We start from the raw sequence: 14,492 nt of genomic DNA on the forward strand, positions 1-14,492 counted from the left end.
AAAAACGCGTATTATTCAAAAAACCTTAGTCAAAAAAGGTTACAAACTTAAAGTGGACGGAAAATTTGGTACAAAAACTCGCAATGCCGCAGTAAGTTACCTTGCGACCAAAGGTATCAGCGTCACTAACGATATCGCCTTGGATCGGTTGTTTGAGTATTTTGAACCAAACTTACAGTAAAAAAAATTATTTTGAAGTACTGTATATTGATAGAATGTTTATTCTAATATATAGCTTTTTATATGACTTAAACTCTTTTTAACGTGCCTATTTCTTTGCTTTAATTACAGATGTTCTTGTATATTATAGTTTTTCATATCTGTGATATTTATCACAAAAACGAAATAAAAATTCCAAATTTTAATAAAAATGAAAATTTTGCATTGAAATAAAAGTAGCAATATTGTATTAATATCAAGGTATTTAAGTGGTTCAATATTACAGTCTGATCACTAAATAGAGAAGTTCATTGCTAAATTTAATATTTACATATGCTAAAATTGATAGGAAAATTCTATGAAAACTGCAAAAAACTGCAAAAAACTGCAAAAAACTGCAAAAAACTGCAAAAAACTGCAAAAAACTGCAAAAAACTGCAAAAAACTGCAAAAAACTGCATAGCATTCTTTTAACTACGCTACTTATCTCCCTTCCTGTACTATCACAAGCTAAAACCCTAAGATTGGCTCATCATATGGCTAATGATAATGTTAACCATACACTAGTTATAGATTTTTCAGACAAACTCAAAGAAATATCTAATGGAAAACTTACTGTTGATGTTTACTCAAACGGGATTTTAGGCGATCAAGTGGAGCTATTTGAAGGAATGAAGCTCGGTACTGTTGATATGTCCATCTCAGATACTAGCATCATTGCATCTTATTATTCTCCAATTGGGATTTTAGATATGCCTTATTTTTTTAAGGATATGGAGCATATTAAAAAATTACTAAATACAGCCAAAATGGCAGAAATTAAAAAACAAGTTGAAGCCAAATCAGGGGTTAAAATATTAAGTATTCAACCTGTCGCTTATAGAAATATTATTCTTAAAAAAGAACTTGCTGATAATAATAAATTTGATGGCTTAAAAATTCGAGTACCAAATTCTCCTGTACTTGTTAATACCATAACTTCTCTTGGAGCTACACCAAGTCCAATTCCATCAGGTGAGGCATACACTGCTATCCAAACAGGAGTTGTGGATGGTATGGAAGGTAATCCGGAATTTTTAAGCTCCATTAAAATCAGCGAAGTAGCTAAAAACTGGTATGAAACACAACATGCCATGACCTTTACTGCGTTAAATATTAGTGCTAAAAAATTTAATTCATTAACGGAATCTGAACAACAATGGATTAAAGAGGCTGTAACTTTTGCAATAGATCAGTTTTATATTAAGACTGTCAACACTGATGAAAAATGGAGAAGTTATCTAAAACAACAAGGTGTCGAGTTTCATAATGTAGATATACCAACTCTAAGAGAAAAAGCTAAACCAATGGTTGATAAATTTGTTCAAGCGAACGGATTAGAAGAATTATATAAAGAGGCACAAAAATGAAACTAGATGGTTATATTTCCTCATTCAGAAATACATTAACGATTATACTTTTTTCTGCACTTGTCATTGTTGTATCTATAGGCGTTTTTTCTAGATTTTTAACATCACATCCTTTCGCTTGGACTGAGGAATTATCTAGATTTATTTTTATTTGGCTAGCTTGGATAGCTTCAAGTTTAACAATTGCTAAGGGTATTAATATTACCTTTGATATTGTGCTGGATAAATTAGAACAAACCGTTGGTAGTATTGCTCATATTATTGTGAATGTTATTTCTGTCATTTACATACTCGCAGTCATTATCTTGGGATATATACTTTGTATTAATAATACAAATTCATACTCCCCTTTACTAGGTGTTCCAATGTGGACTCTAAATCTTGCGATACCTGTTGGTGGGGTATTGATGGTTTATGAGCAAATTAAAAATTTAATCAAGAAACGTTAATTATAATGAGGTGATATATGCTACTTCTTGCATTCTTATGCTTCTTTATTTTGGTTCTGCTCGGTGTGCCTATTGCATTTTCAATGGGATTAGGTGCCATAATTTCAATTCTGTCTAATGATTTACCGTTAGCATTGATTTCTCAGCGTTTATTCTCAGGTATAAATTCCTTTTCATTATTAGCAATTCCGTTTTTTATGTTAGCTGGAGAATTAATGGAGAATGGAGGAATATCCAGAAGACTTATTCATTTATCGAAATGTTTAGTCGGACATTTTAGAGGCGGTCTAGGTATGATAGATATATCCACCTCTGTAATTTTTGCCGGAGTATCAGGATCTGCAGCAGCAGATACAGCCGCCGTCGGTTCAATTATGATACCTACCATGAAAAAAAATGGCTATCCAGCAGGCTTAACTGCAGTCCTTCAATCTGTAGCAGGATCTCTTGGTCCAATTATTCCACCTAGCTTAACTGCGATTATTTTTGCCTCATTAACTGGATTATCAATTAAAGATTTATTTTTAGCAGGGATTTTACCTGGAATTGCTATAGCTATCGGATTGGTTCTAGTCACCTATTTCTATGCTAAAAAATATAATCTTGGTAGAGATCAAAAGGCATCTAGAGCCATTTTATGCAAAGCATTTAAAGAGGCGTCTTCTGCATTATTTATGCCGGTTATCATAGTAGGTGGAATTTTGGTTGGCTTCTTTACGCCAACTGAAGCTGGGGCTGTAGCAGTACTTTATGCTATTGCAGTCGGTATTTATTATAAAGAATTAACTTTTAAAAAATTCAAACATTCAATACTAAATGCAGCCGCAATGACCGCAATGTGTACCCTAATTATATCGGGAGCAACTATTTTATCATGGATTATCGCCTTCACTCGTTTGCCTGATTTAATTATAGGGTTCTTAACAAGTATTACGGATAATCCTTACATGATCCTTCTGCTCTTAGTAGCATTTTTATTATTTATCGGCATGTTTATTGAAACTATTGCCGCAACTATTATTGTTGCACCAATTTTAATGCCAGTAGCTTATCAATATGGAATAGATCCGATACAATTTGCCATAATTATGATCGTGGTCTTAGTTTATGCAGGTGTAACACCTCCTGTCGGTGGAGTATTGTTCATTACCATGGGGATTGCTAATGTCAAACTACAGGAAACGCTAAAATACCTCGTTCCTTATTTAGGTGTCATATTCATCGTTGTGTTACTGATGATATTATTCCCTTCGATCTCTTTGATGATACCTAATATGTTCCGTTAAAAAACAAGTGAGTATAATGTGTTTTTCATTTTACTCACTTGATGGCGATAATGACACAATTTCCTCTTGTATGAACCCATATTTGCGACTAGACTACGCCCTTACAGTTTTTATTATGATTTTACGAAGTTATGTATTTATCTGATTTCTATTTTGACTTACCTGATGAATTAATTGCACGTTATCCCAAACGTGAGCGTTCTTCCAGTCGTATGTTGCAATTAAACGGACAAAACGGAGAATTATTTCACCGCACTTTTAGCGATGTTGCAGATCTGATTAACGAAGGCGATTTGCTGATTTTTAATAATACCCGAGTGATTCCGGCGAGAATGTTTGGGCGAAAAGCAAGTGGTGGAAAAATAGAAGTGTTGGTTGAGCGGGTATTAAATGAACATCATTTTTTAGCCCATATTCGATCTTCAAAATCACCGAAAGAAAATACAGTGCTTTTTTTAGGTGAAGATAAGCTGGGAGAAGGGAAGGGTGTTGAAATGCTGATGAAGGCACGCCATGAAAATTTATTTGAACTGGAATTAAGTGATAAAAGTACCGCTCTTTTAGATATTTTACAGAAAATAGGTCATATGCCTTTACCCCCTTACATTGATCGTCCAGATGAAGATGCCGATAAAGAACGCTATCAGACGGTCTACAATAAAGTTCCCGGGGCTGTGGCTGCACCAACTGCCGGCTTACATTTTGATGATGAGCTATTGACACAACTCAAAAACAAGGGGGTTAATTTTGCCTTTGTTACCTTACATGTCGGTGCCGGCACTTTCCAACCTGTTCGTGTAGAAAATATTGAAGATCATAAAATGCACGCAGAATATGTGGAAGTCCCGCAAGAAGTGGTTGATGCTGTTTTAGCCACAAAAGCAAAGGGTAAACGAGTTATTGCAGTAGGTACAACTTCTGTACGGTCAATTGAAAGTGCGGCACTTTTTGCCGAAGAAAATAATAGCACTCATTTACTTGAACCCTATTTTTCCGACACTTCCATTTTTATTTATCCGGGCAAAAAATTTCGTGTTATTGACTGTTTGATTACCAATTTCCATTTGCCGGAGAGTACTTTGATTATGCTGGTTTCTGCTTTTGCCGGTTATCAACATACGATGAATGCTTATAAAAGTGCGGTCGAAAATCGCTATCGCTTTTTTAGCTATGGCGATGCCATGTTTATTACGAAGGCCTAAAAGCCGATTACATCAGACTGTTTATCTGACGAGAAGGATTACAAATGACAATGAAATTTACCTTACATAAAACTAACGGTATGGCACGTCGAGGTACCATGACTTTTAATCGTCCGCAGGGCGAATTTACGGTGGAAACGCCAGCTTTTATGCCGGTTGGAACCTATGGCACGGTAAAGGGCATGACACCTGAAGAAGTGCGGGCAACAGGGGCAGAAATTTTACTGGGAAATACCTTTCATTTGTGGCTTCGCCCGGGTCAAGAAATTATGCGTCAACACGGTGATTTACACGATTTTATGCAATGGCATCGTCCAATTTTAACCGATAGTGGTGGTTTTCAAGTTTTTAGCTTAGGTAAATTGCGTAAAATTACTGAAGAAGGTGTTAAATTTCAAAATCCAATTAATGGCGAAAGAATTTTCTTATCACCGGAAAAATCTATGGAAATTCAATATGATTTAGGTTCGGACATCGTGATGATTTTCGATGAATGTACACCTTATCCGGCAACTTTCGATTATGCCAAAAAATCCATGGAAATGTCTTTACGTTGGGCAAAGCGTAGTCGTGAACGTTTTGATGAATTAGGTAATAAAAATGCCTTGTTCGGTATTGTACAAGGCAGTACTTTTGAAGATTTACGTAAACTTTCTATTGAGGGGTTAATTAATATCGGTTTTGACGGTTATGCTGTTGGTGGATTAGCTGTTGGAGAACCTAAAGAAGATATGCACAGAATTTTAGCATATGTTTGCCCGCAACTTCCGGCGGATAAACCTCGTTATTTAATGGGTGTCGGTAAACCGGAAGATTTGGTTGAAGGTGTTCGGCGTGGTATTGATATGTTTGATTGCGTTATGCCAACTCGTAATGCTCGTAACGGTCATCTTTTTGTCAGTAACGGTATTGTAAAAATTCGTAATGCAAAATATCGTAATGACACAACCTCCCTTGATCCTGAATGTGATTGCTATACCTGTAAACACTATACCAAAGCTTATTTATATCATCTGGATAAGTGCGGTGAAATTTTGGGGGCGAGATTAAATACCATTCATAATCTTCGCTATTATCAACGTTTAATGGCTCAAATTCGTCAAGCGATTGAAGAAGATCGTTTTGAGGATTTTGTTGTAGAATTTTATAAAAAAATCGGTAAATCTGTGCCTGCACGATAAGAAAGTAATAATAATTGTCGGAGAAATAACCTACAAGGTCGGTTATTGATAAATAAAGTGCGGTGAAATAAAAAGATATTTTCACATTAAAAGAATTTTATGCTATTTTACGCAAGTTTTTAATGAATGTTTAACTCACTTATAAGGATAAAATAATGGAAGCTCAACAAAGTAGCCCACTTTCTATGTTATTTATTTTTGCCATTTTTGGATTGATTTTCTATTTTATGATCTATCGTCCACAAGCAAAACGTAACAAAGCACATAAGCAGTTAATGTCTGAATTAGCGAAAGGCACTGAGGTGTTAACTTCAGGTGGTATTATCGGTAAAATCAGCAAAATCAGTGCTGAAAACGATTATGTCGTTATCGCATTAAATGATACAACTGAAATCACTATCAAACGCGATTTTATCGTAGCCGTATTGCCAAAAGGTTCTTTAAAATCTATCTAAATTTTCATTCATTCCGCAAGGGAACAAGTCTATGTTAAATCGTTACCCTTTATGGAAGAATCTAATGGTGATCCTAGTGATCGCCATTGGTGTTTTATATTCTCTTCCAAATCTTTACGGTGAAGATCCAGCTGTACAAATCTCTGGAACACGAGGGCAAACCGCTGATATAAACGTGCTTACTAATGTACAAACATTATTAGAGCAAAATAATTTACCTATCAAATCAATTATTTTGGAAAACGGCTCAATTTTAGCTCGTTTCAACAATACAGATGATCAACTTTTAGCTAAAGATAAAATTATTGAACAACTTGGTAATAATTATTCCGTTGCACTTAACCTTGCACCCGCCACACCAAAATGGTTAACCAATATTGGCGGTAGACCGATGAAATGGGGGTTAGACCTACGGGGAGGTGTTCGTTTCTTAATGGAAGTGGATATGCACACTGCATTGGATAAACGCCAAGAACAATTACAAGACAGCTTACGTACCGAATTACGCAAAGAAAAATATCAATATACGTCTATTCGTAATGGAGAAAATTTTACAACTCTCATTACCTTAGCTAAACCGGAACAACTTTCCGATGTACAACGTTTCTTGCGTAAACAACATCAAAATCTGAACGTTAATGCCATTTCTGAAAACACACTAAGTTTAGAATTATCAGAGAACGCTCTAAGAGAAATTCGTGATCATGCTATTGAACAAAACTTAAGTATTTTACGTCGTCGTGTAGAAGAATTGGGTGTTGCTGAACCTGTTATTCAGCGTCAAGGGGCTGAGCGTATTGTAGTGGAATTACCCGGTGTACAGGATACAGCTCGGGCAAAAGAAATTCTAGGTGCAACAGCAACGCTGGAATTCCGTTTAGTAAATCAAAATGCAAATTTAGATGTCGCTCTTAAAGGTATGGTGCCTTCTGATTCGGAAGTGAAATATGATCGCAATGGTAGTCCTATTGTGTTATATCGACGAGCTGTATTAGGCGGTGAGCATATTACTAATGCAAGTTCAGGCATAGATCAAAATACCGGTTCTCCTCAGGTTTCGGTTACTTTAGATTCTGAAGGTGGTGAAATTATGTCACAAACTACCAAACTTAATCTAAAGAAACCAATGGCAACTCTATATGTAGAATATAAAGACAGTGGTAAAAAAGACGAACATGGTAAAACTATTTTAGCTAAACATGAAGAAGTTATTAATGTTGCGACAATCCAAGGTCGTTTCGGTTCACAATTCCAAATTACCGGCATCAATAGCCCTGCTGAAGCACAAAACCTATCGGTATTACTACGTTCAGGTGCTTTAACTGCACCAATTCAAATTATTGAAGAGAGAACGGTAGGCCCATCTTTGGGGGCTCAAAATGTTGAACAAGGGCTGAAAGCAGGATTATGGGGATTAGCCATTACGATTATATTTATTCTATTTTACTATAAACTCTTCGGTTTATTTGCCGGCATAGCCCTTATTGCCAATATGATACTTCTTGTAGGTATAATGTCTTTATTACCCGGAGCGACTTTAACAATGCCGGGTATCGCAGGGATTGTTTTATCTGTCGGTATGTCTGTTGATGCTAATGTATTGATTTTTGAACGAATAAAAGAAGAAATTAATAATGGTCGCACAATTCAGCAAGCTATTAATGAAGGTTATAGCGGTGCATTTACGAGTATTTTTGATGCGAACTTAACCACTATTCTAACATCAGTCGTATTATATGCTGTAGGTACTGGACCGGTTAAAGGGTTTGCTATTACACTCTCTTTAGGTGTAGCGATTTCAATGTTTACTGCCATTACAGGAACTCGTTTTCTTGTAAACTTAATCTATGGCGGAAAACGTGTTGAAAAATTATCAATTTAAGGCAGGTGAATAGTGAGTTTATTTACACGCAATAAAAAAGTGCATGAATATAAAGGGGTCATTTTACCTTTTAAACTAACCCCTTTTATGAAATACCGCTACTGGGGATATGCTTTCTCTATCATTGTAACTGCGGTCTGTTTTTTCTTTATTTTTACTAAAGGATTCAACTGGGGACTGGATTTTACCGGTGGAACAGTGATCGATACCCATTTTTCTCAACCAGCAGACCTCAATAAAGTACGATCTACATTAAAAGAGAATGGAATAGAAAGTGCGTTGGTACAAACTACGGGAGGTGTTCGAGATGTCATGATCAGATTACCTGTCGTAGAAAGTAGTGCTGAAGTGGGTAATAAAATTAAAACTATCCTCAATAGTTTGGATGAAGGTCTTGAAATTCATAGTATTGAATTTGTAGGTCCGAATGTTGGTGAAGAATTAACACAAGGTGCAATTTACGCAACATTAGCAACATTACTGATGTTATTAGGTTATATTGCTTTCCGTTTCGAATGGCGTTTAGGTACAGGAGCAGTTATTGCCCTTGCTCATGATGTTATTGTCACTTTAGGTGTTTTTTCCTACTTCCAAATTGAAATGGATCTTACCTTCGTGGCTGCTATCCTGTCTGTTGTAGGATATTCGCTTAATGATAGTATCGTTGTTTTTGACCGAGTGCGAGAAAATTTCCGTAAAATTCGCCGTATTGATACTGTTGAAATTATTGATATTTCATTGACCCAAACTTTGGCAAGGACATTAATGACATCAATCACAACATTATTTGTCGTAATTGCACTTTTTGCTTTCGGTGGACCAACAATCCATAGCTTTTCACTTGCGTTGTTAATAGGGATTGCTTTTGGTACTTATTCAACGATTTATATTGCAATTACTCTAGCTCTTGATTTAGGGCTAAAACGTGAACATATGCTAATCCAAATTGTTGAAAAGGAAGAGTTTGAAGAAGGCTTCTAAACTCATGTTGTCGGGCATTTGCCCGACATTTAGAACCAACAAATCAAAACACTGGAAACTGTTTAAAAAAATAACAATGAAAAATGAGTGGTAGGATTTTTCACAACAAGAGTTGTTTAACACGAGTTTTTTTGGTTCAAAACGTTAGTCATGTTTTTCTTATGTTATTCTCATCAAAAACCTATCTGTATCATCTTAAGGTCGAATAAATCGAATAAGCAAGCATAGTAATCGGTCAAAAAGTGCCTACTGTCTTGCTTTGAAAAAAAAGATTGTCTTTCTCAATATAACGTATTGCTATGTATAGACTCTACTACACGTTTTTTTGGTAGACGGTATGTATTTTAGGCGTGAAAATTTTTAGAAGTATTTGGAGGTAATTCTAAAATCTTAGTTTTGGAGAGCAAACGGAAAAGACAGAATTATTGAAATTTTAAGTAGCGATTTTGGGGATTAACGAGGTAACTTTTTGGTGCTCTGAGCGAGACTTGAACTCGCACGTCCTACGGACACTACCCCCTCAAGATAGCGTGTCTACCAATTCCACCACCAGAGCGTAATTTGAATTTAGGTTTTTATTGAGGAATGTCGCTGTTTTTTGTGTCAGGTGTCGGTATGCTTTGTTGTTTTTCCTGAACTTGCTCCGCAACTTTTGATAAATCATCAAACTTACCACTTTTAACATTATTGCTATGTGAATTGATATTACCAATCAATAAACTGATAGCAAAAAATGCTGTTGCCAAAATGGCTGTCGTACGAGATAAGAAATTGCCTGCACCTGCTGAACCAAAAACTGTTCCTGAAGCACCACCGCCAAACGAAGCCCCTGCATTAGCACCTTTACCTTGTTGGATTAAGATGAAACCAATGAGGACAATGGCAATAACTAAGTAAGCGATCAGTAAAACTTGGTACATTATTTCTTCTCTCTAAATTCAAACATTTCTATAAACAAAATAACGTGCGAATACTATCTAATATTGGAAACCTTCGCAAGTGGTTTTGATAAAAATTCGGTTAATTGTTTTAATTTCAGGCAAAATTTAAACTGTGTTTACTCATTTTTTTTCAAATCTGCTTTTTTATTCTCTTTCGTTTGAAGTCCTAGTTTCCGCAGTGCGGAAAAATTAAAGTAACCTAATAATTCAGGTAAAAGTTCACTGAGCGTTTGCATAAATTGTTGATAGGATCCTTGCCTGCGGCTAATGCTGTCCAGTTGAGCTTCCCAATGTGCGGTCATATCCGGCTGAGTTGCGATTTCTGGTAAGGCTTGAATGAGTGTTCTGCCTGTTTCTGTACTGTGAATATTCCGCCCTTTTTTATAGATGAATCCTCGCTTAAATAATAATTCAATAATGCCTGCTCTTGTTGCTTCCGTACCTAGACCATCTGTTTCACGTAAGATTTTTTTCAATTCTTTATTTTGTACAAAACGTGCGATTCCCGTCATTGCCGAAAGTAAGGTTGCATCGGTAAAAGGTTTTGGCGGTTGTGTTTTTTTGCTAATTACATCACCTTTTTCACAAAATAATTCATCACCTTTTTTCACAATAGGAAGCAAAGGTTCTTGTTGTTCATCTTCATCCTCTTTTCCCCAAAGTTGTTTCCAGCCCGCAATTTGTAAATTTCTCGCTTGAGCAATAAAAGTTCCCCCAGCAATATCTAATGTAATTTTACTTTTTCGATATTCAGCCTCTTGACAAAATTGCATTAAGTATTGGCGAGCAATTAAATCATAGATTTGTTGTTCATTTTGGCTTAAAGACACAGTTTTATTTTTTGCCGTTGGGATAATGGCATGATGTGCTTCTACTTTTTTATCGTTCCAACAACGATTTTTCAGCTCAGTATTAACTATATCGGGAATTTCTTTATATAAAATACTGTGTGTGGAAATTGCACGTAAAATAGTATGTCGTGCGGAAAAATGTTCTTCAGGCAAATAGCGACAATCGGAACGTGGGTAAGTGATTAATTTATGGGTTTCGTATAATTTTTGACAAACATCTAAAACCTCTTGTGCAGACATGGCATAACGTTTCGCTGCATCTATTTGTAATGCAGAAAGTGAATAAGGCAAAGGGGCGGTTTCTTTTTCTCTTTTATCAATATATTCTGTCACCGTTGCTGGCTGTGCGGTAATGCGTTTTACTACATTTTTAGCTAAAGCGTTGGATAACACCCGTCCTTCTTCATCTTGATAATCTTCACAGGCTTTACTCGGTTGCCAAAGTGCGGTAAATGTTGAGGGCATTTTTTCTTTTGTTGCAATAAAGGCTTGAACCTCAAAAAAATCTTTCGGTTGAAAATGCTCAATTTCTAAATCACGACGTACAATTAATCCCAAGACAGGTGTCTGCACTCGGCCAACGGATAGAACACCGTTATAGCCTGATTGACGACCACGAATAGTGTAGGCTCGGGTCATATTAATGCCATATAACCAATCTGCTCTTGAACGTGCTAATGCTGATGTAGCAAGGGGGATAAAATTTTTGTTAGGCTGTAATTTTTTTATTGCTTTTTCTACCGCACTTGGATTGAGATCGTTAATTAGACAACGTTGAATTTCGGCTAATTTTGTAGCAGGCAACTTGGCATAACTGAAAACTTCATCAACTAATAATTGCCCTTCTCGATCCGGATCCCCAGCATTAATTATAATGTCTGCTTGATGAATTAATTTAAGTACAATGTCCAACTGACTTTTTACTTCTTGTCTGGGAAGTAATAGCCATTTTTGCGGAATAATAGGTAAATGTTCTAAACGCCATTGTTTGAACATTGGATTGTAAACATCAGGAGCAGCTTGTTCCAATAAATGTCCTACACACCAAGTTACATAATCTTGTTCGCCACATTTGACAAAGCCTTGTCCACGTTGATGAGGTTTAGGCAATACGTCAGCAATAGCTCGAGCAAGGCTGGGTTTTTCCGCTATAAATAATCGCATTAGACTACTGATTCTAGGGATTGATGAAAGCCAAATATTCTAACATAAAGTCAGGCTATTCCAAATTCGCTAAATTTTCGCTAAAATGCCTTGCGTTTTTTGATTAACTTAGATGGAAGAAAATTATGTTCGGAAAAGGTGGTTTAGGTAACTTGATGAAGCAAGCTCAGCAAATGCAAGAGCGGATGCAAAAAATGCAAGAAGAAATTGCACAATTAGAAGTAACAGGCGAAGCCGGAGCGGGTTTAATTAAGGTTACAATCAATGGTGCTCATAACTGTCGTCGTATTGATATTGATCCTTCTTTAATGGAAGACGATAAAGAAATGTTAGAAGATCTTATTGCAGCGGCATTTAACGATGCAGTACGCCGTGCAGAAGAAATGCAAAAAGAAAAAATGGCATCCGTTACTGCCGGTATGTCTTTACCTCCGGGATTTAAAATGCCGTTTTAAATTAATTCATATATGACCGGGACGCAATGTTTGCGTCCGTTTTTTTAATAAGATAATTCATTATGCAAAGCAGTCCTCTTTTAGAAAATCTGATTGAACATTTACGCTGTTTACCCGGCGTTGGTCCTAAATCCGCACAGCGTATGGCATATCATTTATTGCAACGTGATCGTAGCGGTGGTATGAATTTAGCTGGTGCTTTAACCGAAGCGATGTCGAAAATTGGTCATTGTACTCATTGCCGCACTTTTACGGAAGAAGAGAGTTGTGCAATTTGTAATAATCCAAGACGACAAAATTCGGGTTTTCTTTGTGTTGTGGAACAGCCTTCCGATATTCCGGCTATTGAGCAAACAGGGCAATTTTCCGGGCGATATTTTGTGTTAATGGGACATTTATCTCCTTTAGATGGGATTGGTCCGAAAGAAATCGGTTTGGATTTATTGCAAAAGCGGTTACAACATGAAAGTTTTTATGAAGTTATTTTGGCAACCAATCCAACCGTTGAAGGCGAGGCAACAGCGAATTATATTGCGGAAATGTGTTTTCAACATAATATAAAGGTCAGCCGTATTGCTCATGGTATCCCTGTAGGAGGGGAATTGGAAACAGTTGACGGCACAACTTTAAGTCATTCACTTATTGGGCGTCGTGAAATTCAACTATAACATGGTTGACGTCCTCCCCCGACTTTAGGTGGGGAGGATGTCAATCCTTATTTTATCGTTACACGTGCGAATTTTCGTTTTCCGACTTGATAAACTGCGGTGGAAGGTGAAACAATAAGTTTTGCATTGTCGACTTTTTCACCATTAATTTTGACCCCACCTTGCTGCACCATACGAATAGCCTCAGAAGTTGAGCCAACAAGTCCAGCATCTTTTAATAAATTCGCTAAACCGATTTCGCCGGTAAAGGTAAATTCCGGCATGTCATCAGGTATTGCCCCTTTTTGAAAACGATCAATAAATTCTTGTTCTGCAGTATCTGCATCATCAGCACTGTGAAAGCGTGTAATAATTTCTTTTGCAAGTAAGATTTTGACATCACGTGGATTACGACCGTTTTCAACATCCTTTTTTAATTGTGTAATTTCTGTGAGCGGGCGGAATGACAACAGGTTATACCAATCCCACATAAGCTCATCGGAAATTGACATGATTTTACCAAACATATTACTTGGTGTTTCGGTTACGCCAATATAGTTACCGAGAGATTTAGACATTTTTTTCTCACCGTCCAATCCGACTAATAAAGGCATAGTAATTGCAACTTGAGGTTTTTGTCCGCAAGATTTTTGTAGCTCACGCCCCATTAATAAATTGAAGGTTTGATCTGTACCGCCTAACTCGACATCGGCTTCTAAATGTACGGAATCATGACCTTGTAAAAGGGGATAAATAAATTCATGAATGGCAATCGGTTGATTATTGTTAAATCGTTTTTTAAAATCATCACGTTCCAACATTCTTGCAACAGTATAATTCGATGCCAAACGGATCATTCCTATTGTACCCAACTTACCTAACCAATCTGAATTGAATACAACTTGTGTTTTTTGTGGATCCAATATTTTGAAAATTTGTGTTTTATAAGTTTCCGCATTGCGTAACACATCTTCTCTTGATAAAGGGGGACGAGTAGTATTTTTTCCTGAAGGATCGCCTACTGTTGCGGTAAAATCGCCGATTAGAAAGATTACTTCATGACCAAAGTTCTGGAATTGGCGAAGTTTATTAAGTACAACCGTATGCCCTAGATGAATATCGGGTGCCGTTGGATCTGCACCTAATTTAATGCGTAGCGGACGGTTTTCTTTGAGTTTTTCAATGAAATCCTGTTCTGAAAAAACATGATCAACACCACGTTTCAATTCGGCAATTACAGTATTTATATTAGTCATTATGAATCCTTAATTTGAATAATATTAATAAGTTTTTTATTTTCCTTATTATAGGGATTATTGATTAAAAGAAAAGTCCATAGAATATAAGGTTGTCGTAATAATTCATTTTTTTCTCGGCGACCAAAGTGCGAATAAAAAAAGCGGTCAAAAAGTATTTCCTTTTGACCACTT

At 36.4% G+C, this 14,492-nt stretch carries 14 protein-coding genes and 1 tRNA gene; 11 read left to right on the plus strand and 4 right to left on the minus strand.

From position 1 onward, the window contains the following. Positions 1–13 precede the first annotated feature (13 nt). The 9 genes from HSM_RS11245 (at position 14) to secF (ending at position 9,004) form a co-directional block, all read left to right on the plus strand. A complete protein-coding gene (locus HSM_RS11245) occupies positions 14–181 on the plus strand; it encodes a peptidoglycan-binding domain-containing protein (protein ID WP_370483450.1) in 168 nt (55 codons plus the stop codon). Positions 182–695: 514 nt separating this feature from the next. After that, complete coding sequence (locus HSM_RS01530; RefSeq protein ID WP_012341164.1) at positions 696–1,568, plus strand: TRAP transporter substrate-binding protein; 873 nt, start codon at positions 696–698, stop codon at positions 1,566–1,568. Further along, positions 1,565–2,017: a TRAP transporter small permease gene (locus HSM_RS01535; protein ID WP_012341165.1), complete on the plus strand. Its 453-nt coding sequence runs from the start codon at positions 1,565–1,567 to the stop codon at positions 2,015–2,017. The genes HSM_RS01530 and HSM_RS01535 overlap by 4 nt, the downstream gene beginning before the upstream one ends. A 17-nt stretch (positions 2,018–2,034) precedes the next feature. Further along, complete coding sequence (locus tag HSM_RS01540) at positions 2,035–3,303, plus strand: TRAP transporter large permease (protein ID WP_012341167.1); 1,269 nt, start codon at positions 2,035–2,037, stop codon at positions 3,301–3,303. Positions 3,304–3,434: 131 nt separating this feature from the next. After that, positions 3,435–4,505, plus strand: a complete 1,071-nt coding sequence (queA, locus tag HSM_RS01545) for a tRNA preQ1(34) S-adenosylmethionine ribosyltransferase-isomerase QueA (protein WP_011609470.1) — start codon at positions 3,435–3,437, stop codon at positions 4,503–4,505. A 50-nt stretch (positions 4,506–4,555) separates the two neighbouring features. Beyond that, a complete protein-coding gene (tgt, locus tag HSM_RS01550) occupies positions 4,556–5,686 on the plus strand; it encodes a tRNA guanosine(34) transglycosylase Tgt (RefSeq protein ID WP_041605219.1) in 1,131 nt (376 codons plus the stop codon). 155 nt (positions 5,687–5,841) lie between these two features. After that, on the plus strand, positions 5,842–6,141 hold the full coding sequence (gene yajC, locus HSM_RS01555; RefSeq protein WP_012341169.1) for a preprotein translocase subunit YajC: 300 nt from the start codon (positions 5,842–5,844) through the stop codon (positions 6,139–6,141). Positions 6,142–6,172: 31 nt separating this feature from the next. Next, the gene (secD, locus tag HSM_RS01560) at positions 6,173–8,023 is read left to right on the plus strand and encodes a protein translocase subunit SecD (RefSeq protein WP_012341170.1); all 1,851 of its coding nucleotides are present in this window, start codon (positions 6,173–6,175) and stop codon (positions 8,021–8,023) included. Between the two features lie 12 nt (positions 8,024–8,035). Then, a complete protein-coding gene (gene secF / locus HSM_RS01565) occupies positions 8,036–9,004 on the plus strand; it encodes a protein translocase subunit SecF (RefSeq protein ID WP_012341171.1) in 969 nt (322 codons plus the stop codon). 470 nt (positions 9,005–9,474) lie between these two features. On the opposite strand, the gene HSM_RS01570 is transcribed toward secF, so the two are convergent. From HSM_RS01570 to HSM_RS01580, 3 genes are all read right to left on the minus strand, one after another. Next, positions 9,475–9,560: transfer RNA gene (locus HSM_RS01570), tRNA-Leu, on the minus strand. Between the two features lie 19 nt (positions 9,561–9,579). Beyond that, positions 9,580–9,924 (minus strand): preprotein translocase subunit SecG, encoded by a 345-nt coding sequence (gene secG / locus HSM_RS01575; protein WP_011609465.1) that lies wholly within the window; start codon positions 9,922–9,924, stop codon positions 9,580–9,582. Between the two features lie 137 nt (positions 9,925–10,061). Then, complete coding sequence (locus tag HSM_RS01580; RefSeq protein WP_011609464.1) at positions 10,062–11,960, minus strand: DNA topoisomerase III; 1,899 nt, start codon at positions 11,958–11,960, stop codon at positions 10,062–10,064. A 125-nt stretch (positions 11,961–12,085) separates the two neighbouring features. On the opposite strand from HSM_RS01580, the gene HSM_RS01585 reads away from it, so the two are divergent. Continuing rightward, positions 12,086–12,415 (plus strand): YbaB/EbfC family nucleoid-associated protein, encoded by a 330-nt coding sequence (locus tag HSM_RS01585; RefSeq protein WP_011609463.1) that lies wholly within the window; start codon positions 12,086–12,088, stop codon positions 12,413–12,415. A 62-nt stretch (positions 12,416–12,477) separates the two neighbouring features. Continuing rightward, complete coding sequence (recR, locus tag HSM_RS01590; protein ID WP_012341172.1) at positions 12,478–13,083, plus strand: recombination mediator RecR; 606 nt, start codon at positions 12,478–12,480, stop codon at positions 13,081–13,083. A gap of 47 nt (positions 13,084–13,130) precedes the next feature. Here recR and tyrS read toward each other — a convergent pair whose 3' ends face one another. Beyond that, positions 13,131–14,318, minus strand: coding sequence for a tyrosine--tRNA ligase (gene tyrS, locus HSM_RS01595; RefSeq protein WP_011609461.1), 1,188 nt, complete (start codon positions 14,316–14,318; stop codon positions 13,131–13,133). Positions 14,319–14,492: the final 174 nt, after the last annotated feature.

This window comes from Histophilus somni 2336 (assembly GCF_000019405.1).
In the GTDB taxonomy this organism is placed as follows: domain Bacteria; phylum Pseudomonadota; class Gammaproteobacteria; order Enterobacterales; family Pasteurellaceae; genus Histophilus; species Histophilus somni.